Origin of the sequence: Fictibacillus fluitans, from assembly GCF_030418125.1 — a bacterium.
Classification (GTDB): domain Bacteria; phylum Bacillota; class Bacilli; order Bacillales; family Fictibacillaceae; genus Fictibacillus_C; species Fictibacillus_C fluitans.
In genome coordinates, this window is record NZ_JAUHTR010000003.1 from 257806 (window position 1) to 281458 (window position 23653).

Annotated in this window: 22 protein-coding genes, 1 riboswitch and 1 other annotated feature; of the genes, 15 read left to right on the forward strand and 7 right to left on the reverse strand. The window is 44.1% G+C overall.

The genetic code is table 11. The features are described 5' to 3' along the window. Positions 1-87: 87 nt before the first annotated feature. Positions 88-359: a binding site (T-box leader), on the reverse strand. 128 nt (positions 360-487) lie between these two features. From dcuS to QYB97_RS08535, 5 genes are all read left to right on the forward strand, one after another. Further along, the gene (gene dcuS, locus QYB97_RS08515) at positions 488-2098 is read left to right on the forward strand and encodes a DcuS/MalK family sensor histidine kinase (protein ID WP_301165558.1); all 1611 of its coding nucleotides are present in this window, start codon (positions 488-490) and stop codon (positions 2096-2098) included. Continuing rightward, positions 2091-2798: a response regulator gene (locus QYB97_RS08520; RefSeq protein WP_301165559.1), complete on the forward strand. Its 708-nt coding sequence runs from the start codon at positions 2091-2093 to the stop codon at positions 2796-2798. Before dcuS ends, QYB97_RS08520 begins: the two co-directional genes overlap by 8 nt. A 244-nt stretch (positions 2799-3042) precedes the next feature. Then, positions 3043-4743, forward strand: a complete 1701-nt coding sequence (locus QYB97_RS08525; protein WP_301165560.1) for an NAD-dependent malic enzyme — start codon at positions 3043-3045, stop codon at positions 4741-4743. 116 nt (positions 4744-4859) lie between these two features. Further along, the gene (locus QYB97_RS08530; RefSeq protein ID WP_301165561.1) at positions 4860-5807 is read left to right on the forward strand and encodes an AEC family transporter; all 948 of its coding nucleotides are present in this window, start codon (positions 4860-4862) and stop codon (positions 5805-5807) included. 227 nt (positions 5808-6034) lie between these two features. Next, a complete protein-coding gene (locus tag QYB97_RS08535) occupies positions 6035-7555 on the forward strand; it encodes a M36 family metallopeptidase (protein WP_301165562.1) in 1521 nt (506 codons plus the stop codon). A 38-nt stretch (positions 7556-7593) separates the two neighbouring features. On the opposite strand, the gene QYB97_RS08540 is transcribed toward QYB97_RS08535, so the two are convergent. Continuing rightward, a complete protein-coding gene (locus QYB97_RS08540) occupies positions 7594-7719 on the reverse strand; it encodes a hypothetical protein (protein WP_301165563.1) in 126 nt (41 codons plus the stop codon). Further along, positions 7716-8810: a hypothetical protein gene (locus QYB97_RS08545; protein ID WP_301165564.1), complete on the reverse strand. Its 1095-nt coding sequence runs from the start codon at positions 8808-8810 to the stop codon at positions 7716-7718. Before QYB97_RS08545 ends, QYB97_RS08540 begins: the two co-directional genes overlap by 4 nt. Positions 8811-9019: 209 nt before the next feature. On the opposite strand from QYB97_RS08545, the gene QYB97_RS08550 reads away from it, so the two are divergent. The 4 genes from QYB97_RS08550 (at position 9020) to QYB97_RS08565 (ending at position 13635) form a co-directional block, all read left to right on the forward strand. Further along, complete coding sequence (locus QYB97_RS08550; RefSeq protein ID WP_301165565.1) at positions 9020-9769, forward strand: hypothetical protein; 750 nt, start codon at positions 9020-9022, stop codon at positions 9767-9769. Positions 9770-9850: 81 nt separating this feature from the next. Then, entirely contained in the window at positions 9851-11284 is a 1434-nt protein-coding gene (locus QYB97_RS08555) for an NAD(P)H-hydrate dehydratase (RefSeq protein ID WP_301165566.1), read from the forward strand. Between the two features lie 138 nt (positions 11285-11422). Beyond that, positions 11423-13033 (forward strand): APC family permease, encoded by a 1611-nt coding sequence (locus tag QYB97_RS08560; RefSeq protein WP_301165567.1) that lies wholly within the window; start codon positions 11423-11425, stop codon positions 13031-13033. 188 nt (positions 13034-13221) lie between these two features. Next, positions 13222-13635, forward strand: coding sequence for a DoxX family protein (locus QYB97_RS08565; protein WP_301165568.1), 414 nt, complete (start codon positions 13222-13224; stop codon positions 13633-13635). Between the two features lie 35 nt (positions 13636-13670). Here the strand turns inward: QYB97_RS08565 and QYB97_RS08570 are convergent, their stop codons facing one another. Then, positions 13671-14606: a M15 family metallopeptidase gene (locus tag QYB97_RS08570; RefSeq protein WP_301165569.1), complete on the reverse strand. Its 936-nt coding sequence runs from the start codon at positions 14604-14606 to the stop codon at positions 13671-13673. A gap of 268 nt (positions 14607-14874) precedes the next feature. Between QYB97_RS08570 and QYB97_RS08575 the strand changes: the two genes are divergently transcribed. Together QYB97_RS08575 and QYB97_RS08580 are read left to right on the forward strand one after the other, a co-directional pair. After that, on the forward strand, positions 14875-15024 hold the full coding sequence (locus QYB97_RS08575) for a hypothetical protein (protein ID WP_156412545.1): 150 nt from the start codon (positions 14875-14877) through the stop codon (positions 15022-15024). Positions 15025-15173: 149 nt separating this feature from the next. Beyond that, entirely contained in the window at positions 15174-15809 is a 636-nt protein-coding gene (locus QYB97_RS08580) for a pyridoxamine 5'-phosphate oxidase family protein (protein WP_301165570.1), read from the forward strand. A 27-nt stretch (positions 15810-15836) separates the two neighbouring features. On the opposite strand, the gene QYB97_RS08585 is transcribed toward QYB97_RS08580, so the two are convergent. Together QYB97_RS08585 and QYB97_RS08590 are read right to left on the reverse strand one after the other, a co-directional pair. Beyond that, positions 15837-16832 (reverse strand): class F sortase, encoded by a 996-nt coding sequence (locus tag QYB97_RS08585; RefSeq protein ID WP_301165571.1) that lies wholly within the window; start codon positions 16830-16832, stop codon positions 15837-15839. 83 nt (positions 16833-16915) lie between these two features. Then, positions 16916-18247 (reverse strand): copper amine oxidase, encoded by a 1332-nt coding sequence (locus tag QYB97_RS08590; RefSeq protein ID WP_301165572.1) that lies wholly within the window; start codon positions 18245-18247, stop codon positions 16916-16918. A 188-nt stretch (positions 18248-18435) separates the two neighbouring features. Between QYB97_RS08590 and QYB97_RS08595 the strand changes: the two genes are divergently transcribed. The 3 genes from QYB97_RS08595 (at position 18436) to QYB97_RS08605 (ending at position 20822) form a co-directional block, all read left to right on the forward strand. After that, complete coding sequence (locus QYB97_RS08595) at positions 18436-18930, forward strand: DinB family protein (RefSeq protein WP_301165573.1); 495 nt, start codon at positions 18436-18438, stop codon at positions 18928-18930. A 212-nt stretch (positions 18931-19142) separates the two neighbouring features. Continuing rightward, positions 19143-20369: a threonine synthase gene (locus tag QYB97_RS08600; RefSeq protein WP_301165574.1), complete on the forward strand. Its 1227-nt coding sequence runs from the start codon at positions 19143-19145 to the stop codon at positions 20367-20369. A 24-nt stretch (positions 20370-20393) separates the two neighbouring features. Beyond that, positions 20394-20498: riboswitch (SAM riboswitch) on the forward strand. A 153-nt stretch (positions 20499-20651) separates the two neighbouring features. Further along, a complete protein-coding gene (locus QYB97_RS08605) occupies positions 20652-20822 on the forward strand; it encodes a Fur-regulated basic protein FbpA (RefSeq protein WP_301165575.1) in 171 nt (56 codons plus the stop codon). Between the two features lie 19 nt (positions 20823-20841). On the opposite strand, the gene QYB97_RS08610 is transcribed toward QYB97_RS08605, so the two are convergent. Continuing rightward, the gene (locus QYB97_RS08610) at positions 20842-22851 is read right to left on the reverse strand and encodes a YhgE/Pip domain-containing protein (RefSeq protein ID WP_301165576.1); all 2010 of its coding nucleotides are present in this window, start codon (positions 22849-22851) and stop codon (positions 20842-20844) included. Positions 22852-22981: 130 nt separating this feature from the next. On the opposite strand from QYB97_RS08610, the gene QYB97_RS08615 reads away from it, so the two are divergent. Then, a complete protein-coding gene (locus QYB97_RS08615) occupies positions 22982-23182 on the forward strand; it encodes a hypothetical protein (protein ID WP_301165577.1) in 201 nt (66 codons plus the stop codon). A gap of 35 nt (positions 23183-23217) precedes the next feature. On the opposite strand, the gene QYB97_RS08620 is transcribed toward QYB97_RS08615, so the two are convergent. Then, on the reverse strand, positions 23218-23637 hold the full coding sequence (locus QYB97_RS08620) for a universal stress protein (RefSeq protein ID WP_301165578.1): 420 nt from the start codon (positions 23635-23637) through the stop codon (positions 23218-23220). Between the last annotated feature and the right edge of the window lie 16 nt (positions 23638-23653).

Here is a 23653-nt window from a genome sequence, read left to right on the forward strand (position 1 = left end):
TTGTAATTGAGCCGGGTTTGTTACCCTTTCCCGTAACCCCTGTTATTCATACTAAACAACAAAAAACCCCGTCCATATCTAATAACAGATAAGGACGGGGTTTGTATACCCGTGGTACCACCTTTATTTATGAGAGGCTTGCGCCTGTCATCTCAGCAAGTACAGAGTGAGTAAAAAGAACACTCTTATACTGTGGTTTTGATAACAAGTGCCACCACTCGCTGCTCCTTACTCATAAGGTCTGCGTTCAGGACAGAGCTCTGAGACCATATTCGAATCGTCATTTTTGCTTCTTTTCAGCTGCCGAAGCTCTCTGTGGAAAATGGTGGGATTCTACTCTTTCTCATCATCGCTTTTTGATTAAAGGAATTGTTTCCTTATTATAACAGCTAATCCTTCTTCAATGAAAGCCTTTGTATATTCGGGTAAAAGAAGTAAACTATGGGAATGGATAATAAAATAAAGCACGGATCGATTTAAGAGGTGAGTGGAAATGAGAAAAGGGAAATGGAGTCTGCAGTTCACCATTATGATCATGGTGTGCTTGGTGGTGGCGCTCTCGCTTTTTGTAACGGATATTCTGATCAGCCGCACCGTTTCCGAAACGATTGAAAAGAGCCAGGGTGAAAAGGCCGAGAATATTGCCCGTACTGTGGCCAGGACGCCGCTGGTCATTGGGGCTTTAACGGGAGATGATCCCCAAAGGGCTGTGCAGCGCTACACCAACAGCATTCGAAAGGCTACAGGAGTGGAATTCATCGTTGTTATGGACAACAACGGAATCCGCAAAACCCACCCGGATCCTTCCAAAATCGGACGTAAGTTTGAAGGTGGAGATGAGGGACAGGTTCTAAAAGGGAAAGAGCATATTTCCATTTCTAAAGGAACATTGGGGAAGTCGCTGCGCTCATTTACCCCGGTATATGATGAAAAAGGCAAACAGGCAGGGGCTGTTGCTGTCGGCATCTCATTGCAAACGGTTCAGGAAGCTGTATTCAAAAACAGGCTGAATATATATACCGGTACGCTTTTCGGAATTTTGGCCGGAATTCTTGGCGCGGTTTTACTCGCCAGATATATTAAAACCATATTGTTCGGACTTGAGCCGGTCGCGATTGCCAAACTGCTGAAAGAACGAAGTGCCATTCTTCAGTCGGTTCATGAGGGAATCATCGCGGTTGATCCTGACTCAAGAATTACTCTTGTCAATAAAGCGGCGATGAATACATTAAAAAAAGCAGGCATCTCCGATAATCCGCTTGGAAAAAGGGCGGAGTACTTTTTTACGGCATCTAAGCTGGAAAAAGTGCTGAAAACAGGGAAGGAAGACCTGAACGAAGAAATGGATTTAAAGGGTACGCATCTTTTGGTAAACAGATTGCCGGTGATCGTAAATGATCAAATCGTCGGCGCTGTCTCAACCTTCCGGGATAAGACGGAAGTCCAGCAGCTGGCCGTACAATTAACCGGCGTGCGGATGTATGCTGAAGCGCTGAGAGCTCAATCGCATGAATTCATGAACAAGCTTCATGTCGTCCTTGGCATGGTGCACATGAAGGACTATGATCAATTATCCCATTACATCAGCGACCTTGTAGGACGCAGTAAGGATGAAATGAATTCCATAACCGAGTACATTAAAGATCCGGTACTGGCCGGCTTTTTGATCGGAAAAATGAGCCATGCCCGGGAACGGGGAGCACGATTGTACGTATTTTCGGATTTTCCGCTGCCGGAGCCTGCCGATTCGGAAATTACCCACGAATTGATTACGATCGTCGGGAATTTAATCGACAATGCCGTGGATGCGGTGGAGAAAAGGCCGGCCAAATCGATCGATGTCATGTTTGATTACGCGGATGAGATCTTAACTGTAGAAGTTCGCGACACAGGCACCGGCATTTCAACCACTGATCTGGATAACATTTTTACAAAAGGGTACTCAACAAAAGGAGAAAACAGAGGGATAGGCCTGCATCTGCTGAAGGAGAGCCTGACAAAATTGGGAGGGGAGCTGGACTACTCTTCCAAAGTTGGAGAAGGTACGAAATTTGTGGTTTATATTCCTTATAAAGCAAAGGGGATACAGGATGATTAGGGTAATGATTGTGGAAGACGATCCGATGGTAGCCGAATTTAATAAGCGATATCTGGAACAAATTGAAGGATTTGAAACGGCGGTCAGCTGCCGATCTGCAGAAGAGGCGATGAAGGAGCTGAAGAATCACAGAGTTGAACTGCTTTTGCTTGATATTTTTATGGCGGGCCAAAGCGGTCTGGATCTTCTTGCTTATATCCGTAATAGTGAAATAGAGATTGATGTAATCGTTATTTCCGCTGCATCAGATAAAGAAAGAATCCAAAAAGCCATGCGGCTGGGGGCGGTCGATTACTTAATCAAACCCTTTGAATTTGAACGCTTTAATGCGGCCTTGTCATCCTACAGGGAAAAGTCGCTTTTTTGGAAAAACCAGAGTACGCTCAGCCAGGAAGAATTGGATCAGCTGATTCACCGTCAAGATGAAAAGCCGCTTCCGGAAGAACTGCCAAAGGGTTTATCGCAGGAAACACTCAAAGTGATCTGGGAGGTTATTGAACAATTAAGGTCAACCTCCTTCTCTACAGATGATATTGTATTCCAAACCGGGATTTCCAGAGTTTCCGTGCGAAAGTACCTTAAATTTTTAAGTGACATAGGAATTCTTGAGGTGAACATTCATTATGGCACGGTTGGACGGCCGGTTTCACAGCATACCCTCAAAGAGGATCAAACACATAGGATTCAACATTATTTGTAAGCAGCCCTTCCCGCTGCTTACTTTTTTTAATTACATAATGCTTAACTAAATGAAATAAACTGGTGAAATGTCCGTAAAGCCACTAACATAATACAAGTAAAGACGAAGTGTATACCGTTATATAGCCTGTCTGGTGGCAGGCTGAATATACGTATTTTGATAGGTGAATGGCTGAGATTCGGATCGCAGCTGTTCTTTGTTTTGGTTATACTTCAGTAAACTTTTTTAGAAAGAAGGATGTTTCATGACGAATGCAGTTATGACAAGAAAAGTTCTCAAAACAACCTTGAAAGGGAAAGAGGTTCTCAGCAACCCCTTTATCAATAAAGGCGTTGCGTTTACAAAGCAGGAAAGGGAAACACTCGGTCTGCAAGGCTTGCTGCCGTCTCAAGTGTTGAATCTTGACGAGCAGGCAAAGCGTGCATACGAACAGTTTTCGGCCCAAACAAGCGATATCCGCAAAAATGGACTTCTTTATGATCTGTATAACCGTAATGTCGTTCTATTTTATCGGCTGCTCCAGGATCATTTAAGTGAAATGCTTCCTATTATTTATACGCCGACAGTCGGAGAAGCAATTCAGAAGTATTCACACGAATACCGCCGTCCAGGTGGACTATATCTTTCAATTGATGATCTTGAAGGTATGGATCAGGCATTTGAAAATCTTAATCTTGCAGGAAGTGGTGTCGACCTGATCGTTGTGACGGATTCCGAAAGTATTTTGGGGATCGGTGACCAGGGTGTAGGCGGTATTAACATCGCAATTGGCAAACTGGCTGTGTACACTGCAGCAGCAGGAATTGACCCAAGCCGTGTGCTGCCGGTTGTACTTGATGTAGGTACCAACAATCAGGCGCTGATTGAAGACCCTCTATACATCGGCAACAAATTCAGCAGGGTTCGCGGCAAAAGCTATGATGAATTTATCGATGCGTTTGTACAGAAGGCAACCACATATTTCCCTGATGTGCTGCTTCACTGGGAAGATCTTGGCAACGTAAATGCAAGAAACATCATCGACAAATATGGTGAGCAGATCCTTACTTTCAATGACGATATCCAGGGAACCGGTGCAGTTACACTTGCAGCCATCATGTCTGCACTTCAAGTAACCGAAGTTCCTTTGAAAGATCAGCGGGTTCTTGTCTTTGGACCAGGAGCTGCGGGAATCGGTAATGCGGACCAGATTGTTGAGACCATGACGCTTGAGGGATTATCTGAAGAAGAAGCCTATGACCGTTTTTGGGCGGTAGATTACCGTGGCCTTCTTACCGACGATATAGCGGATGTATTTAAATTTCAGCAGCCGTATACCCGAAAAGCGGAGGAAGTAAAAGACTGGGAACGAAATGCAGAAGGCATTATTCCTTTATTGGAAGTCATCAAACGAGTAAAACCAACCATATTAATTGGTACTTCCGGACAAGCTGGAGCTTTTTCAGAGGAAGTTGTAAAAGAAATGGCTAAGCATGTGGAGCGCCCGATCATTATGCCAATGTCCAATCCAACACCTTTAGCGGAGGCTATTCCTGAAGATTTGATCAAATGGACAAACGGCAAAGCATTGATTGCTACAGGAAGCCCGTTCCAACCGGTAGCTTATGAGGGTGTGTCCTGCGAAATCGGACAATCCAACAATGCTTTTGTTTTCCCGGGTCTTGGACTTGGAGCAATTGTTGCAAAAGCTAAGGTTATTTCAAAAGGAATGCTGGCAGCAGCCGCAAACGCGGTTGCCGGAATGTCGGACAGCAGTACACCTGGTGCATCGCTTCTGCCTTCCATTGATCAGCTGCATGAGGTTTCCAAGGCTGTGGCCATCGAAGTGGCTAAGACAGCAATCGAAGAAGGCATTGCATCAGCCGATATTTCTGACCTTGAGCAAGCGGTAACCGAAGCAATGTGGAAGCCTGAATACAAAACAATCACAACTCTTGCCATATAAGGTTTGTCCAATGCAGGGGAGGCGCCGCCTTTGCCTTACTTCTAAAAAGCTGAGGCGGGTTCTTTTCTGCCATTTTTAACAACTACAATTTTTGGGGAAAGTGAAGTGCAGTTATTATGTCTATAGGGAATATTTTTCTAACGCTAATCCCGATCTTCTTTACCATTATCATCGGGTACATGGGAGGCTATTTTAAGGTCTTTAACAAAGATTCTTCGAAGGGCCTGAATACACTCGTTACCAAATTTGCTTTGCCAGCTCATTTATTTATCGGGATCACGTCAACATCCAAGCAAACGCTGATCAGCCAATGGACGTTCTTTCTAACCATGACGCTTTGCATCATCGGATTTTATATCATTATGCTTCTGATCGCCCGGTTTGCGTTTAAATACGACTTAACGAAAGCATCCATGTTTTCATTAAACTCTACCCAGCCTGCCTTTGCATTTATGGGGATTTCCGTTCTTGGAAGCTTGTTCGGTGCCCAGGAAGTAGCGATTCCCATCGCAGTAACAGGTATTGTGGTTAATGCGCTGCTGGATCCGCTGGCTACTATTGTAGGTACCATCGGACAAAGCAGCAAAGGGAAAGCAGAAGGGGAGAAATCAAGCACACTGGGAATTATTCTTCATGGGCTCAGTGAACCGCTGGCCTGTATTCCGTTGCTCGCCGTTGTCTTGACCTTATTTGGATTCCAGGCGCCTCAACTGATGAAAAGTGCTTTGGATCAAATTGGTTCTGTTACATCTGGTGTTGCTCTGTTTGCGGTTGGTGTAACCGTCGGTATTCGCAAAATCAGCTTCCAGCCGGTTGCTGTCGGCATTTCCGTATTGAAAGTGGTAGCTCTTCCATTATTCATGGTTTTGGTGTCACACACGATCGGACTTAACCACGCAGATACTGTAAAAGCTATTCTGCTTGTGGCATTTCCTGGTTCAGCTGTCGCTGCCATGATATCCACACGCTTTGAATCGTTATCTGCTGAAACAGCTTCTTCGTTTGTAATCAGTACAATTTTATCGTTGATTTCTTTGCCTATTTACATCTCTTGGTTAATGTAGCGTACTTTTACTCCCTCCCCGATAAGGAGGGAGTTGCTCACAGAAAAGTATGCTCAATGATTCACAAACTTATTATAACGCACATTAATATATTTGAAAAGTACTTTCACCTGATCAAACAATATCCAATACTTGTAAAAATAGCTCATTGTGTCTATTGCCTGGTTCTAATTTCACAGCATACAATTAAGTTATCTGAAAATTTAAAAAGAATAGGAGAAAATGAGATGATGAGAAAGAAAATGATCTGGTCTGCAACAGCAGCGCTTTTCATTACAATGGGAGTCCCCATTTACAAGCATGGAGGTCCAATGGATCAGAGTCCAATTGTCAAAGCGCAAGACATTGATGCGAAAGGGGTGGCTGAAGCGTATTTAAAAGAACAAGCGCACGCCTTAAAGCTGCCTCAGGATCTGTCCGGTCTCTCATACGTCAATACGGTGCAGACAGAGGCGGGGAGCTACGTGCGATACCAGCAAACGGTTAATGGGTACCAGGTATTCGGGAGACAGCTTGCAGTAACCGTGGATCCTTCCGGAAAGGTGACTCTTGCAGTGTCGGACTATGTCCCGTACACATCAGTAGAACGGGTGGAGGACAAGCTTTCCAAGAGCCAGGCTGAGTCCAAAGCGCATAAATGGATCGGAGACAAAGGAGAGGGAGATTGGGGAACGACAAAGAATACGTTTGGCTATGTGATCCAAAATGGCAAGGCCATACCGGCATACAAGGTAATTGTACACGCAAAAGCTCCTTTTGGCGCATGGGAAACCATTGTCCACGCAGGTACTGGGAAGCTGATGAAGAAGAAAGATTTGAACCAAAAAGCGATGGGGTCAGGACAAGTATTTTATCCGAACCCGGTAGAGTCAAATGGAAGTGCCTCCAATCTTGCGGATAACAACGATGCCGATTCTCCGGAATTAACGGCACAGCTTAAAACAGTGGCTCTTCAGGGCCTTGACGGTTCAGGCACGCTTACCGGTGATTTTGTATATGTCTATTCCAAAGCAAAAACGAAAAACAAGAGCAATGTTTTCCGTTATACCCGGTCCGATGACCGCTTTGAAGACGTAATGGCCTACTATCATCTCGACCGGCTGCAGCGCTACATTCAGTCGCTTGGCTTTACTAATATCAATAACCGTTCCATAACAGCGAATGTGAATACATATAAAGGAGACAACTCTTTTTACAGCCCCACCAAAAAAGACCTGACCTTTGGATCAGGCGGTGTGGATGATGCGGAGGACGCCGGAGTCATTGCCCATGAGTATGGTCATTCCATACAGGACAATCAGGTTCCGGGCTATGGAGATTCGATCGAAGGAGGCTCTATGGGTGAAGGCTTCGGAGATTATCTCGGTGCTGTTTATGAAGACGCGCTTTCCGGAAATTCGTTTGGCAGAGCTTGTGTAGCCGAATGGGATGCCACCTCGTATTCCGAAGGCGATCCGCCTTGTCTCCGTAGACTGGATGAAAACAAAGTATACCCGAAGGATGCAGTGGGGGAAGTTCATGCAGACGGAGAAATCTGGTCTCAGCCACTTTATGAATTGGCCAGCGCACTGGGAAGGGATGCAGCCACCAAAATCATTTTGCAGTCTCATTGGTCGCTGACTCCTAATGCGTCCTTCAATGACGGGGCACGTGCCATTAAACAGGCTGATGAGCTCATTAACCGGGGGAAAAATGGAAAGTTGATAGACCGAATCTTTAATGCCAGGGGATTAGCAACAAATAAATAATTCCATAAAAAAAGAGCCGGCGGGCTCTTTTTTTTCAATTAAAGATGTGTAGGATTGTCACGAATTACGCCATGCTCGGCTTCGAAGCTTCCATTACTTGCAACTGCGCCGAAGAGCGCGGTCAAAACCAAAAATGTTCCCAAAAGAATTTTTGCTTTTTTCATCGTAAATACCCCATTTCTTCGATTTTGGTTTTAGCGCGGAACGCTTGGTAAAAGTAAGTGCTGGCTTTTTCAAATTGTCTTTCATGATGAAGAAGGGTAGCAAGAGCTTCTGTGTAATCCTGCACAAAACCCCAAAGCTGTTTTTCTTCAAAGTATTTCAAATGCTCAATGACAATCTGTTCAATTTCCCCGAAAGGAAGATCAGAGTACTGGGCATTTAAAATTTGCAGGTGGTGGAGATACTCTTCATTTTCAGCGCTGCTGCACACATCCATGCCTTGATGAAGATAATAAAATCCATTTTCCTTATCATTCATCTTGAAGTATTCACGTGCAAGCAGAAAGGTAAGCTTGTGAGGAATAAATTTTTTACTGTAGAGCTCGCCCAGATGACGGATGGCAATATCGGACAAGTTTTGTTCAGAATAAAGAAAACCCAGATTATAGCGGATAAAGTTGAGCAATTCTTCATTTTTAAATTTTTCCGCGATATCCAGAGAATCTAAAAAATGCTCTTCTGCCTGTTCATATTGTTTGAGGCTGAGGCTGCACAAACCCAGTATGTTTTCACAATCCGCGCATCTTAAATCATTCTTTGAAACATCTTCAAAGGTCTCCCTGGCCATTTTTGCATAATTGATGGCAAGCAAAAATTTCCGGGTATGATAGAAGGCGGCAGCCGCTTTATAAAAGAATTCAGCCACTTCAATTTTATCCTCCACACAGCCTAAAAAGCGCTCTGCGATCTGGTAACAGGTAACAGCATTTACGTGCCGGTTCATGCTGGACGCAAACATGCCATTTAAGAAGTGATAATAAAACGCCATTTCAGGGGAAAGTTGTCCTTCCAGCAGTTCCAGTTGCTGCAAAAGGACTTCGGTGTCTTCATACCTTTTATGGATGAGTGTATACCGCGTCTCCAGCAGAGAGTGCCATAGCAGTTCCTGATGATCCAGTTCAGCAGGATCAAGCTGTTCCAGTATCTCAACATTTAATTCCTCGGCAACTGCCAGATTGCGATCCCTCATACTTACATTCCATCGACTGAGCAATTCAATGACTTCAGACGCCTTTTCTGTTTGTAATATCATGATAACTCTCCTTAAGAAGGTTATATCAAAATAGTAGCATATAATGGAAAAAGTAAACTTGGGAAAGTGAACCCGAAATTATTACAATAAATGAGGTGTTTCAGACTCTATTTTCCCAAGTTTTTATAAAATTGAGATTAATCCGTTTGTTTTAAATGGGTTTACGAAGGCCGCTGCCGTGGTATGTAGCTATGAGGAAGGTGTAAGAAATGTATAAGTTTATGATTGCCATACCGCTTCTGCTGATAGGAATATGGCTGGGATATGAAGGACAGGAAAAATCGGCAACACCTGAAACAAAGGCAAAGGCAAGTGAAACCAAGACCATCCATACGTTATCAAATGTAATTGTTTCAACTGATCAATTACATAATAACGATCAACAAATTCTACTGGAGCAGGTCATTTCTACGGATCAGCTTTTTCAGAACGTCCCGGTACAAAGGATGGAGCAGCCTGTTAATACTGGCAGTCCTGCTGAAAAAGAAAAGGTCGAAAAGACGGAGAACAAAGCAGCAGCCGTGCCCGAAAAGATAGAGCAAAAAAATAATGATAAAGAAAAAACAAAAGTAAAAAAAGAGCGTAACAGCAAGGAGCAAAAGGAGAAAGATAAGAACGAAGGAAAACAAAAAGGCAAACATAAAAATGAAAGCAAAATTGTAAAAAAGAAAAAACCTGCAGGACCACCCGCCCATCCGCCTAAGGCAAAACCGGAAAAAGCAGAAAAAAAACCGAAGAAGCCAAAAAAGCCAAAGAAGCCGGAACCACCGCAAAAGGCAGATCCAAAGAACAAGCCTGATGTGGAGAAAAATCCTGGGCCAGCAAAGGATATGGAAGCAGATAACGATGCGGATCCAGATGAAACAATGCCGCCAAACCAAAACAATGAGAACAATCAACAGGATCAACCAAATCCAGGGCCAAATCCGGCAGCCATGGAAAAACAGGATACCGAATAAACAAAAAAGCCTTTAATCCATCAAGGGCTTTTTTATATCCAGAAAAATCAGCTGTTCATTGATTAATTGGAGGTGCTGTATATGCATATCTTTACGGGAGCAGAAATTAAACAAATCGATCAAATCGCCCAAAAAAGCGGACTTGATGTTTTCACATTGATGGAAAATGCAGGACGAGCGTTGTTTGAGGAAATGAAGAAGCACATTGGCAAAAAAGACCGGATTCTGATTATGTCAGGAAAAGGAAACAATGGCGGTGACGGAATTGTGCTGGCCCGGTATTTGCAGCAGCATGGCTATTCTTGCGAACTTGTTTTACCTGCCGGAAAGCCTAAAAGTGAAACTGCCCTGAAGCATTTTACCCACTATACGTCCTGCGGGCTTAAAGTATCAGAAATACAGGGGAAATATGATGTGATCGTTGATGCCCTTCTTGGGGCAGGAGCAACACCTCCTTTACAAGGTGAGATACAAAAGGTGATCCATTGGGCGAACGAACAGCATGCCCTTAAAATTGCTGTGGATCTGCCAACGGGAGTATCGGCAGATGAGGGATGGGCGGATGAAGCTTTTCAGGCGAATTATACATATTGCCTCCACGGATATAAACCTTCCGCATTTTTGGAAGGAAGCACAGATTATTACGGAGAGAAAAAGGTTCTTGGGATAGGTTTGCCACAAGAATCGAAATGGCAGGTATGGACAGAAGAGCATGTAAAACGGACCTTCCAAAAAAGGGAGCAAAAAGCCCACAAAGGAACGTTTGGAACGGGGCTGCTTCTTGCCGGTTCGGATGAAATGCCTGGAAGTGCGCTTCTAGCCGGAATAGGTGCGCTGCGGAGCGGAATTGGCAAATTGACGATTGGCACAAGCCGGTTTGTGGCAGGTGTTCTTGCAGGGCGGATTCCGGAGGCCATGTATGCGCACGATGGGCTTCAGAAAGTGGTGAATGGCCAGGTGCCAAAAGGTATGAAGGCTTGTGCGATCGGACCGGGGCTTCCGAATCCAGAAGAGATTGAACAGGCTTTAAAGGTATTGTTTCAATCCGATTTACCCCTGATTATCGATGCAGGAGCACTCCAAGAACGCCGGTATCCGAGCAGGAAAGCTGAAATCATTTTGACGCCGCATCCTGGAGAATTCAGCAAAATGACCGGTATTCCTGTTCCGGATATTCAAAAAAACCGTCTTTACTTTGCCCAAAAGTATGCACAGGAACAAGGTGTTATTACCGTCTTAAAAGGAAGAAATACCGTGATTGCCTTTCCAGATGGAGATTTGTTTGTAAATGAAACCGGAAATGCGGGCCTTGCAAAGGGAGGCACAGGCGATACACTGACCGGTATGCTCCTGGCTTTTGTTTCTGCGGAAAAAGACATCAAATCGGCTGTGGCAAACGCTGTTTATTTTCATGGCTGCAGTGCAGACCACTGGGGAAAAACAAAAGCACAGCGGGGGCTATTGGCCAGTGATGTAAGTGAGCTGCTTCCAGACATAATGAAGAGTTTCGAATAAACCAGCAAGCAAAAGAAAAAGAGGTTTTAAATAAGGCGGAAATGGATAAATATTGATTATGTATGTTTTGTCAAATTAAGTCGAAAAATATCGAAAGGAGGAGAAGAAGGGGTAACGGAAATCACTAAGGAGGAAATTATGTCAGATCAAGGACCATTCAAAAAGTCGATATCATTGTTAGATCTTATACTAATTGGACTAGGAGCTATATTCGGATCAGCCTGGCTGTTTGCTGTAAGTAATGTTGCATCAAAAGCTGGACCGATCGGCAGTTTCTCATGGATTATCGGCGGCCTTATTGTTCTCCTCATCGGGTTTGTTTACGCCGAACTGGGCGCAGCTCTCCCGCGTACAGGAGGTATCTTAAGATATCCAGTTTATTCGCATGGACCCTTAGTAGGCTACTTGATTTCATTTATCACGATAGTTGCCTACACCAGTCTAATATCAATTGAAGTTACAGCAGTAAGACAGTATGTGGCTTATTGGTTCCCGGGACTCACCAAGGCAGGATCGGATTCCCCCACCATTGCCGGCTGGCTGCTGCAGTTCGCCCTGCTATGCCTTTTCTTCCTTTTAAATTATTGGAGTGTCAAGGCGTTTACCAAGTCAAATGTAATTATTTCTATCTTTAAATATTTTGTTCCGCTTACGATCATCGTCGTTCTTGCGTTTCATTTTAAATCAGGTAACTTTTCAACAGAAGGGTTTGCTCCATTCGGGTTTCAGGGAGTTCAGGCAGCCATATCAACGGGCGGTGTGATGTTTGCCTATCTGGGTCTTCATCCCATTGTTTCTGTGGCGGGGGAAGTAAAAAATCCGCAGCGGAATATTCCGATCGCTTTGATTGTCTGTATCGTACTTGCGGCCATTATTTATACGCTGCTCCAGGTTTTGTTTATTGGTGCAATCCCGACCGATATCCTGTCTAATGGATGGCCGAAAATTGCACAGGAATTTGCGCTTCCTTTTAAAGATATTGCCGTTGCACTCGGATTGGGCTGGCTTGCTACAATCGTTGTGCTGGATGCCATTATCTCTCCAGGAGGAAACGGGAATATTTTTATGAATACTACATCCCGTCTTGTGTATGCATGGAGCAGGACCGGGACCCTGTTTAATGTTTTTTCAAAAGTAAATGAAAAAACGGGGATTCCAAGACCTTCCCTGTGGCTCTCATTCGGTCTGGCCGTATTTTGGACGCTGCCATTTCCGTCCTGGAATGCCTTGGTCAACGTATGTTCAGTGGCGCTGATTCTATCTTATGCGATTGCTCCAATTTCATCTGCAGCGTTCCGCATTAATGCAAAAGACCTTCACAAGCCTTTTACGTTAAAGGGTATGAATATTATTGCTCCATTGTCATTTATCTTCGCCACCTATATCGTATACTGGTCAGGATGGAAGACCATTTCATGGCTGATTGGTTCACAGCTCTTGATGTTCATCATCTATTTGCTGTTTTCCAAATACGTACCGACAAAGGATGTCAGCCTGTCACAGCAAATCAAATCATCATGGTGGCTCATTGTCTACTATGTAATGATGCTGATCATCTCTTACATCGGTTCGTTTGGCGGAGGGAAAGGAATATTGGGCAATCCATGGGATTTGATTATCATTGCCATTGGGGCGCTCGCCATTTATTTCTGGGCTAAGTATTCTGGACTTCCAAAAGCCATCATTGATAATGATGACGAAGACATTGCAGGGGATGAGAACCCTGAACTGAAAGGACCAACCGCTTAGTTATATAAGAAGAGCCTTCTCCGGAAAGGAGAGGGCTCTTTTACTTTTTAAAAAACTTTCCAGGCCGAAGTTGTTACTTATACACTTTTTTATACATAATTACTTGACGTCAATTAGTTATTTATTTATACTAACTTATGTTAAGTAACTTGGTGGGTAATATTCTAGTTGTCAGGAGGTATGATGCGATGAGAGGAAAGGATGCAGGAGCCTTTATTTTAAGAATTTTTATCGGTGTTGCCTTTTTAATACACGGATCTTTAAAATTTCAGGGGGGAATCGGAAATACAGCAGGCTGGTTTGACAGCATCGGTTTACCTGGTTTTTTAGCTTACATCGTTGCGGTTATTGAACTGGCAGGGGGAGTTCTGTTGATTCTTGGTTTGGGAACCCGTGTGGTCGCTTTTTTGTTTGCCGTTATTCTGCTTGGTGCGGTCTTTACGGTAAAAGCACAAGCGGGCTTTACCGGGAACGGCCAGTCAGCCGGATATGAACTAGACTTGGCGTATTTGGTCATCTCTGTATTTTTGTTGTTGAACGGCAGCTGTTTGTTGTCATTGGATGTGATGTTACAAAAAAATAAAACGGTTCATTACCAATAAAAAAATACCAGCCCTCAAGGCTGGTATTTTTTCGTTTATTCGCCGTTTGTTACAGGAACTGCGTTGAAATATTCTTCAAGTGTCCCATTCTTGGCCACAATCTTTTTGGAAACAGATTTACCGACATAACGGATATGCCATGGTTCGTATTTATAGCCTGTAATATTTTCCTTGCCTTCAGGATACCTGATGATAAAACCGAAATCAGGAGCGTTCTTTGCCAGCCACTTTGCTTCAGCCGTATCGCCGAAACAATCCTGAGCAGGGCATTTGCCACCGTCGCCGGCTACATCGATGGCAAGTCCTGTTTCGTGTTCACTTGTGCCAGGCAGCGCACTGTATGTACGGGCCTTTTCGTAGCCATCTCGTTTGGCGTAGTTGTTAAAAAGGGATGTTTGGGTCTCATGGGAACGATAGGCTGAAACCCCAGTAAGGTTAATCCCGTCTTTTTTTGCAGCATCAAACATTTGTTCGAGTGCTCCTGCTGCTTGTTTGCGCATCATCCGTTTTTCAATTTTCTCACTGAAAATAAAAGGTACGTCCGGATACACAAGGTCTGCCGGCTTATAATCTTCGGGAAGTTTAGAACGCTTATTTACAAGAACCGGTATACTTTCAGGATGTGCGACAACAGAAATGCTGTCGTTATTCTTGGTTTCTGGTTTAGGCTTTTTCGTATCCTGAGAAGGCTCGGTTGGATCGTTCTTTGCAGGTTCCTGCCCGTCCTTTGGTTCAGGATCCTGGCTGACTTTCCCGCCATTATTTTTGGTTTCATCACTTGGCTTGTTTTGATTTGACGTTTTGTTATCATCGTTCTTTTTAGATTGATCTTTCTCTTGCTGTGTTTCTTTTGCATGATCTTCAGTCTTGTGGGATGTGCTTTCTTTTTGGGAAGGCTCATCGTTCGAGCAGCCTGTAAACAGAACAAGGCTCAAGGCTAAAGACAGTCCGGACACCAATTTGACTTTCATAGGTAAAACTTCCTTTCAGATGACGTTCAGAAAAATACTTTACCATCATTTAAGATGAATGAAAAGAGATATTTAATTCTTTTCTATTATATCTAAACTTCCCCCCTGGACCATGTGTGAAACTGAACGTTATATGAACTTCTCACCGTATAATGAACCGATTCGTTAAACTTTCATAAAATAAATAATTGAAAATATTGAATTTTCATGTTTATCTCTTTTAAAGAGGGGGAATAGAGTTAGAAACTTGTTAAGGAGGGATGGACAAATGGAGATCAATCAAGTTGAGCAGCCCGTTTCGAAGCAAATAACGCAGTCCGTTCCTAAGCAGCCGTTATTAAGGGCAGCGGGGACATTGGAAAAACCGGATGAAAACAGAAAGCCTGAGTATGAATTAACCTTTTTAAACCCAAATTGATTTTCCAGGAGCATATGCCAATGTTGAATTAAAAGGCCTGAACTCACATTTCTCACGAGTTCAGGCCATTTATTATGGAAAAAAGATTTTCCGGCTGAGAAGCTTCGTGTTATCCTGATAATGGAAGTGAATCCAAGAGGGGGATGGCGATGGAGTTTCAAAACCTTATTACGACCGAGGAGCAGTTTCAAGAGCTGCAAGCCCATGCTGGCAGCCCGAGTATACGCGCTGCCAATAAAGTCATTGACCGGCTTGATGCACATTGCGTAAATTTTATTTCAAAGTCTCCATTTCTTTCATTGGCTACTTATGGTCCTGACGGCTGCTGTGATGTTTCACCCCGGGGGGATCAGCCTGGTTTTGTTACTGTATTGAGTGAACAATACTTGTTTATCCCTGAACGCAAAGGGAACAACCGGCTGGATTCGGCAAAAAATATACTAAAGAATCCCGGTGTGGGCCTCCTGTTCATGATTCCGGGCATGGGAGAAACCCTGCGGATCAATGGCAAAGCGATGCTCACCCGTGATTCCAAGCTTCTCGAGCAGGACTCTGTTAAGGGCAATCCTCCGCTTTTCGGTGTAATTGTAAAAGCAGAGGAATGTTTTATCCACTGTGCCAAGGCTTTTATCAGGTCGGGAATATGGGACCCGCAAACATGGCTTTCGAAGGAATTGCTGCCTTCTGCTGCTGCAATTATGGCAGCCCACATGAATCTGCCGGCTATGGGAGAAGAGCAAGTGGCTGAAGGACTGAAAGAAAGCTATCAAACCCGGCTTTATTAAAAAAGAATGCCCCTCGGCATTCTTTTTCTATGGCTGTTTTTCAGGATGAATAATACTTGATGGCTTTGACTCCATCCCTTGCTTGGTAATGGAAGTAACATAGTAGCTGTATTTTTCTGCCTCTTGATCGGTATACGTTTTCCGCTCGTAAGCCGATATGCTGGCAACATGCTTAAATGGTTTGTTTTTCTTTCCTTTATACACCCTGTAGCCGACAATATCCTTGTCGCGCACGGCGTGCCAAGAAACAAATGTACCTTCAACTGATACATGATCCGGTGATATCGGCCGCTTGGCGTTCTGCTGCTTTTTAGGAGAATGGGCAGTTTTCTCTTTTAATTCCGTGTACACCACCAGACGTTCTTCATGTGTGCCTTTGGTATGGTTGAAAACACCGGTACATGTGATTAAATTAAGGTTCCTTGTGCTTGCCGGTCCAAAGATCTCCTTGAGAGGCGCCTTATCATTTGGATAGCTTTTGAGCTTTTTGACAATAAAGGTAATCGTCTTTCCTTTTTGATCGGAAAGGAGGATTTCGTCGCCGGGCTTAAGGTCTTTTAAATCAAAGAAAACAGCAGGACCTGTTTTGCTGTCAACGTGTCCATCAATCACTGCATTGCCCTGTGCACCGGGCTTCGTTCCTGGTTCGAACCAGCCCGTGTTCTCAATATTTGAAGGAACCCCCATCTGCCCATTTTCAAGAACGCCAACCCGTTCAATATTCGCTTTTACATTAATCTTTGGGATCATAAGCTTTGCAGGTATGATGCCAGCTTCCATATGTTCTTTTTTGATGATTTCAACTGCTTTTCTAAGTTTATTGTCGAGAACCTTGAACTCGGAAAGTTTTTGGCTTTCTTTGGCTGTTTTGTTCTCTTTTTGGTTTTGTTTTTCCGTTTCTTTTACAAGGGAAGGATTAGCATTGGCGATGGTTTCGTTTCTTTTATCCATATTAAAATGTGTGAAAATGCCAAGCATCATACAGGTCGCAGCAATGAGGAGTATTGTGGATCCATTTTTCATGGGAAGAGATTCCTCCTTTCCGGTGGTTATGATTTGAAAAAAGAGAGGGAGTCTTGCCCTCTCTTCATTTAGAAATGCTGCAATTATTGCTGGCGGCTTAATCGTTTTCTAAGAATCAGGGACAGGCCAGCCGCGGCAAGAGCACCGATTGAAACCCAAACGAGAGTATCGGTTGAAGCTTCACTGCCGCCCATTCCGGTTTTTGGCATATCCGGCATTCCTTGTCCTGCAAATTTGTCAGGCATTTGTTTAACGATAGCTCCTCCAAGTGTTTCGCCAATTCCGAAAGTGAATTTGAAGCCCTCACGGAAAGTTTGGTAGGACATATCATAATCATCATTCACGTATTGTTCAAACGTTTGAATCACTTGGTCCTCGTGCATTTTCACGGCACCCATCGCATCTTTTGTCGGTAAATTATTTTCTGTGGCAGCAGCCAGGAAGTTGCCGAAATCGGTTGCAAATTGTGATGTAAGCCTGTCTTTGGCTTCATTCATGGCGTTTTCGTCCTTCTCAAGAGTGGCACTGACCAGGTCACCCTGTGCATTGATGTGATCGCCCTGCCATACTTTTTCGAATTGCGATGCGCCCTCCGCACCGTAAATGCCTTTAATGGCTGCCGTGAAATCTGCTGTATGCTGATCTTCAGCCCAGTTCACAAAATCATAGTCCTTCGCGCCATCCACGCCTTTTTGCATGCTCATTGCAGCCAGAGCAAAATGTTCGGAAGTCAGGCTGTTTAACGTTGAACGCAAATCAGCCGCTGCGGTATCCGCTTTAGAATTCTCAAATTTATCTGGTGATTGGGACACGATTGCGGTGGACAATGCTTTGCTGATATCAAACATGCGGTGGAAGCCATCGCGGAAAGCCTGGTTTGATTGCTTGTAGTCCCCGGCTGCATATGAGTCAAATGCTTTTTGTACATCATCTTCATGAGCCTGTACCGCTTTAACGGCTGCATCCTCAGGCAGTTTTCCTCCTGTAGCTTTTCCAAGGAACATACCGAAGTCTTTTGCGAATCTGTCAATTTTCATTTCGGCCTCTTTTTTCGCATCCATATCTTTTGCTTTTACCGCTTTTACATAATCATCTGTGTAGTCGTTATGAGGAGCAAAAATATCGTTGAATTGCTGAGCCGCATCGGCACCGTAAATGGAAGCGATAGCCGGCTTCATGTCAGCCGCGTTTTGGTCCAGTGCTTTTTTGGCAGCGTCCGCATCCTGTGCGCCTTCATACCGTTTTTCCATTTCAATAACGGATAAAGCAAAATGCTCGGACAGCAGATGATCCAGCCCGGCCCTCAGGTCGGCTGCCGGTGTTTTAACTGCAGGCGCATTGTCTGCAGCGCTAGCCATGGATGGGAAAAGAAGAGAGAGTCCAAGAACGGGTGCAAGTACTTTTTTCATTTTCATGTGAAATTCACTCCTTCAAATTTTTTGGCCTGGTGGCCTTTTTTGTAATTTCATACAGAAAACGCACGGAATTTGCAGTTGGATCACTTTTTTTTAAAACTTTTTAATAATTTTTAAAATTAAAGGGAAATGAAAGGGTGCGGAAGAAGAAATTTAGAATGTATTCAGTAAACCGGGAGGCGGTCCATGTGACGCATAATGATGAAATCAGAAAGGAAGTACTGGAAACGGTAAATGGCTTAACCGACGATCAATTAAATGAACCGGAGGAAAAGGGCAGATGGTCCATCATGCAGACTCTGCACCATCTTTACCTTATGGAACGGTCGGTGGCAATCATTATCTCGAACCGTCTGAAAAGCAAAATAACAGCGCCTGCAGAAAGAAAGCCGATTGACAGGACAGTGGATCGAAGTATGAAAGTCAATGCACCCGTTTTTGTTGTTCCTACGAAAAAGCACCTGACCCTTGAAAAAATGAAAAACAAATTGGAAGAATCAAGAATCGAGCTGAATAAGGTAGCGGCAAGTGCCAACCAGGAAGAGCTGAAACGCAAATCCTATCCACATCCCGTATTTGGCCCTATGCCGCTGGAGCAATGGATTCCATTTGTCGGTTATCATGAAGAAAGGCACCTGGAGCAAATCAAGGAAATCAAGGACAGGGTGCTGGCCAGGACATAAGAATTCAACAGTAAAACAAAGTTGACTTATCGGGATACTTCAATTAAAATGTACACAACAAAAACACAATATGAAAAGCTGATCAGAAAACTGAAGGCACTTCTTTGCGATGCAGGGCAGTGTCTCTTTTACTGTGCTCTGCTGCGCTGGCAGGAAAGGGATCTCCGGCATAATGCTCCAGGCTTTTCACAACTTTGGAGGAGTTTTTTGATATGTCATTTAGCTATGTAAGCCATCTTGTATGTCCAAAATGCTCTAAAACCTATGATCATAATGAGATGCACCAGCTTTGTACCTGCGGTTCACCGCTCCTTGTGGATTATGATCTTGAGAGATTGAAAGAGGAAGACACTATTATTGATCAAACACGGAACGATCTTTGGCGTTATCACAAGCTGCTGCCGGTTACGGGTGAGGAACATATAATATCTCTGGGTGAAGGAATGACTCCATACTTGCAGATGCCTGAACTGGGTGCGGAATTGGGAATTGAATCGTTATATATGAAAGATGAAGGTCTTATACCGACGGGTTCATTCAAAGCCAGAGGAGCCGCGGTCGGGGTTTCAAAAGCAAAGGAGCTGGGAGTTACACAACTCGCTATGCCAACCAATGGGAACGCAGGAGCCGCATGGTCGCTTTATTGCGCGAGAGCAGGTATTAAGCCAACGATTGTCATGCCTGTCGATGCTCCTGTTATCACCAGGAAAGAAACGGCCATTTCCGGAGCTGAGCTTTACCTTGTGGACGGCCTGATCAGTGATGCGGGAAAAATGGTTGCCGGTCTGGTGAAAGACGAAGGCCTGTATGATGCTTCGACGTTAAAGGAACCATATCGGATCGAGGGCAAGAAAACGATGGGGTATGAAATAATTGAGCAGTCCGGAGGCGAAACTCCAGATGTCATCCTTTATCCTACCGGCGGAGGCGTTGGACTGATCGGGATTTATAAAGCATTAAAGGAATTTAAGGAACTGGGACTTTTTAAAGGAAGCAAGTTCCCGCGCCTTGTAGCCGTTCAGGCAGAGGGATGCGCCCCTATTGTGAAAGCGTGGGAGGAGCGCAAAAATGAATCGGAATTCTGGGAGGACTCCAAAACAGCAGCCTTCGGAATTAATGTGCCGAAAGCCATCGGAGATTTTTTGGTTCTTGAAGCTATCTATGAAACTGAAGGCTGTGCGGTCGCCGTTTCAGAAGATGAAATTCAACAAGCCCTCCGCCAGGCGGCTGAACTGGAAGGAAGTTTCATTTGTCCTGAAGGTGCAGCAACATTTGCGGCAGCAAAAAAATTAAGAGACAAAGGCTGGATTGGGCAAGGGGAACGCGTGCTTTGCCTGAACACTGGCCAGGGAATCAAATACCCGGATACGATAGAGGTCAATCCTCTCGTGCTCCAGCCGGGAGAAAATCTTCCAAGGAACAAAGAGCAGGTTAACTAAAAAACAAAAAATAACGGTTTAATGTTCTTATGAAGAGAGGTGGAGGGAATGGCCCTGTGAAGCCTCGGCAGCGGACTCGATTACGAGTACTGTGCCAATTCCACAAGCTTACAGCTTGAAAGATAAGAAGAGCCCGTACACTGTGCACTACCCGCCTCTTCTTGCTTACGATTTATGCAGGAAGAGGCTTTTCATTTTGAACAGCTGCTGATTGGTCAACCAAAGGCGCCATGTCGATCTCATGACATGCGTTTATTTTTTGTCCGAAAAGGAGGAGAAATCATGGGAAATCAATTGCGTAAAGCGGTAGAAAGCAAAAGGAACCAGCTCATTACAAGTCTTATCAAGATGGGGGTGTACAAGAAGGAAGAACGTCATTTGTTTCAGCTCACCCTGACCGATCTTGAAGAAGAATACGGCAAAGCGGTCAGTTTCAAAAAATATGGTTATTAAAGAAAAGGGATGATTTAAATTATTGAAGGATACGCGCCTTTTTCCATCCCTTTTTCTTACTTGAGAATATCCTTGAAAGCGGCCTGGATAAAATGACCGCCAACAACAGAAAACTGGCTGGAAAGAGAATGAGATGCCAGATGTCTGAAAGAACGATCTCTCTGATCATGCCTCCAGTTGCTTCCCGCAGCAAGCTGACGCCATACGTAAAGGGCATGTACGGATTAAGTTTTTGAAAAAAAGGCGAGGTCATCGATACGGGAAACGTACCTCCTGAACTTGAGAATTGCAGAACAAGGAAAATCACTGCCAGCGCTTTGCCGATGTTTCCAAAAATGAAAACGAGCGAATAGATGATTGATATGAATATGATGCTCAAGAGGATAGAAAAAAACACAAATTGAAGCTGATCCACAATGTATGCAGATATCACAAATATATTTCCTAGGGAAACCACCAGTGCCTGGAGAATGCCGATTGAAATAAACGTAAACCATCTTCCCCAGAAAAACACCATGCCGGAATCGCTCTTATTACTTGCTGTTCTGCCCGCTTTAAGAGAGGAAATGAGAAGCATGCCTCCTACCCAGAGTGCCAAAACAGTATAAAAGGGAGTCATGGCAGAGCCGTAGTTGGGGATCGGGAAAATTTTATGTTCTTTTAGAACAATGGGAGAGGCAAGAAAATCGCTCTCTTTTCCCGGGTTGTTTTTCAACGCCCTGATGATATCACGGAGATTCAGATTTCTCTCAAAATCTCTGATCTTGTCCGCTGTTTCTGTAATGGCTTTCTCCATTTGAGGAAGGTCTTTCTCAGCCAGTATGGCCGCACGGTGGACGGCACTTTCCATTTTAGGTATTTCCGTCTTCAGGGAGGCAGCGGCAAGCTGGGGAGATCCCTTTTTAAGTCGGGCTGATGACTCACTGATTTTTTTCTTGGCGGCTGGCCAATCTTCTTTGTAATAGACCGCAAGATCTTGCAGGGAAGTAAGGCTTCCGCTCTGTTCACTTAATGAACGGCGATTTTTTTCAGTGAGCGCACGCAGATGATCCAAGTCGTTTTTAATCGTGGAAAGCTGTTCTGTTGGATAAGGCATGCCCGGTGAAGCACCTTGTGCTTCCCGTGCTTTTTGTACGGCTTGACTTGTCACCGACTGGAGCTCCGAGAGGGTGTTGTCTAGTTGGTCTGCCGTTTGCCCTGCTGATTGAAAGATGGAAAGGCTGCCCTCTGCGGAGGAGGCCTGTTCCAGCACCTGCTCTATTTCTGGAACCGCTTTTTCACCGCTTTTCAGAAGCGAATTAACTTTCTCGAAATCGGAAGTCACATTTTGCAGGTTCAGTAAAGCTGTTTGTTTATGCAATAAGGCAAGCTTCTCATCAAGTGAAATGATGTGCCGGGCCATTTCGTTGATTTTCGGAAGGTCTTTTTCGAGGGTAAAGAGTTTCTTTTCAAAGTTTTGGATCGTGGGTAAATTCCTTTCAAGTGTGATTCCTGCTTCGTTGAACTTTGAAAAGATGGCCTTTCCTACATTTCTTGTGAAGCTGTCACTAACCTGGTTGATGATGGTGGAGACTCCACTCTGAGTAATTTTCGGAGAAACCGCATTGATTTTCTCGTTTACCGTATAATCGATGACCGGTTTTTCGGGTGACTCGCTCGCGATACTTGCTATCTTTTTGGAAAAGTCTTTCGGGATATAGAGGCTTGCATAATAATTTCCCATAACAACACCATTGTGAGCTTTTTCCTTGGTAACAAACGTCCAGCCAAGCTTCTGATTGTTCTTTAAATTTTGGACGACTTCGTTTCCGATATTGAGGTTTTTATCCTGAAATACGGTTCCTCTGTCGTCATTGCTGATGGCAATTTTAATCCCTTTCGTGTTCTCGTAGGGATCCCACATTGCTTTAATGTTCACCCAGGCATAGACGGATGGAAGAAAGATCAGGCCAATTATGATCAGGGCGGCAGAAGGGATGGTTAATACCTCTTTCCAATCGGTACGAAACACATTAAATATACTTTTCATTTTATTAAATCCTTTTTTATGAAGTATTGAATATCGCATGTCTTGCTTAGTTTTTGTTTAATTGACAGTGGACATACCAAAGAAGGTTGTGGTGTACTAGTGGTGAATGGAAATAATGGAGGAAATCATAATGAATGAACATTTAGCCAATGAAATTCTTTCGGATTTGCGGAACGGAAATCTCAGTGAATATATTGTAATAAAAGAGGAATTTCCTTTATTTCGTGATGTTCTTGTACAGCAGGATGACAAAAAGGCATTCAGGGGAATTATTGTTCCGGGCGGCGGCGGGAACGTTAAGTATTTTTACCAGCCGGGCTGGACAGCATAAAAAAATCGGCTCCTTTAAAAAGGAACCGATTTTTTTTATTTAACAATAATAACTGGGCAGTCTGCCAGTTGTGCAACGCTGTGACTGACACTTCCTAGCAATGCCTCTTTTATCAAGCCTTTTCCGGTGCTTCCGATAATGATCGCATCAAAGCCATTTTCGTTTGCGTAGGAAGCAATCACATGGCCGGGATCACCCTGAAACGTATGCGTTTCGTAGTGGATACCCGAATCGGAAAGATATTTTACTGCAGGAAGCAATAATTCCTTGTCTTCTTCCTCGATCAGTTCATCAAGATTGATGGTCATCACCGGTTCTTGCATGGGAAGATTTTTATTCACATGAACGATGGTTACGCGCTCGGATTCGAATGTTTTAGCCAGCTCGACTCCGTGCATCAAGGCACGTGCAGAAGAAGGCGAACCGTCAAAGGCGATTAGAATTTTATTGTACATAAGTAAGACCTTCCTT

Excerpts from the sequence above, each read along its gene's own strand:
- QYB97_RS08615 (WP_301165577.1), top strand. The coding sequence starts at position 22,982 with ATGAATGAACATTTAGCCAATGAAATTCTTTCGGATTTGCGGAACGGA.
- QYB97_RS08580 (WP_301165570.1), top strand. The coding sequence starts at position 15,174 with ATGGAGTTTCAAAACCTTATTACGACCGAGGAGCAGTTTCAAGAGCTG.
- QYB97_RS08520 (WP_301165559.1), top strand. The coding sequence starts at position 2,091 with ATGATTAGGGTAATGATTGTGGAAGACGATCCGATGGTAGCCGAATTT.
- QYB97_RS08575 (WP_156412545.1), top strand. The coding sequence starts at position 14,875 with ATGGAGATCAATCAAGTTGAGCAGCCCGTTTCGAAGCAAATAACGCAG.
- QYB97_RS08605 (WP_301165575.1), top strand. The coding sequence starts at position 20,652 with ATGGGAAATCAATTGCGTAAAGCGGTAGAAAGCAAAAGGAACCAGCTC.
- QYB97_RS08550 (WP_301165565.1), top strand. The coding sequence starts at position 9,020 with ATGTATAAGTTTATGATTGCCATACCGCTTCTGCTGATAGGAATATGG.
- QYB97_RS08585 (WP_301165571.1), bottom strand. The coding sequence starts at position 16,832 with ATGAAAAATGGATCCACAATACTCCTCATTGCTGCGACCTGTATGATG.
- QYB97_RS08535 (WP_301165562.1), top strand. The coding sequence starts at position 6,035 with ATGATGAGAAAGAAAATGATCTGGTCTGCAACAGCAGCGCTTTTCATT.
- QYB97_RS08530 (WP_301165561.1), top strand. The coding sequence starts at position 4,860 with ATGTCTATAGGGAATATTTTTCTAACGCTAATCCCGATCTTCTTTACC.
- QYB97_RS08540 (WP_301165563.1), bottom strand. The coding sequence starts at position 7,719 with ATGAAAAAAGCAAAAATTCTTTTGGGAACATTTTTGGTTTTGACCGCG.
- QYB97_RS08590 (WP_301165572.1), bottom strand. The coding sequence starts at position 18,247 with ATGAAAATGAAAAAAGTACTTGCACCCGTTCTTGGACTCTCTCTTCTT.
- QYB97_RS08560 (WP_301165567.1), top strand. The coding sequence starts at position 11,423 with ATGTCAGATCAAGGACCATTCAAAAAGTCGATATCATTGTTAGATCTT.
- QYB97_RS08525 (WP_301165560.1), top strand. The coding sequence starts at position 3,043 with ATGACGAATGCAGTTATGACAAGAAAAGTTCTCAAAACAACCTTGAAA.
- QYB97_RS08600 (WP_301165574.1), top strand. The coding sequence starts at position 19,143 with ATGTCATTTAGCTATGTAAGCCATCTTGTATGTCCAAAATGCTCTAAA.
- QYB97_RS08610 (WP_301165576.1), bottom strand. The coding sequence starts at position 22,851 with ATGAAAAGTATATTTAATGTGTTTCGTACCGATTGGAAAGAGGTATTA.
- QYB97_RS08555 (WP_301165566.1), top strand. The coding sequence starts at position 9,851 with ATGCATATCTTTACGGGAGCAGAAATTAAACAAATCGATCAAATCGCC.
- QYB97_RS08620 (WP_301165578.1), bottom strand. The coding sequence starts at position 23,637 with ATGTACAATAAAATTCTAATCGCCTTTGACGGTTCGCCTTCTTCTGCA.
- QYB97_RS08570 (WP_301165569.1), bottom strand. The coding sequence starts at position 14,606 with ATGAAAGTCAAATTGGTGTCCGGACTGTCTTTAGCCTTGAGCCTTGTT.
- QYB97_RS08545 (WP_301165564.1), bottom strand. The coding sequence starts at position 8,810 with ATGATATTACAAACAGAAAAGGCGTCTGAAGTCATTGAATTGCTCAGT.
- QYB97_RS08565 (WP_301165568.1), top strand. The coding sequence starts at position 13,222 with ATGAGAGGAAAGGATGCAGGAGCCTTTATTTTAAGAATTTTTATCGGT.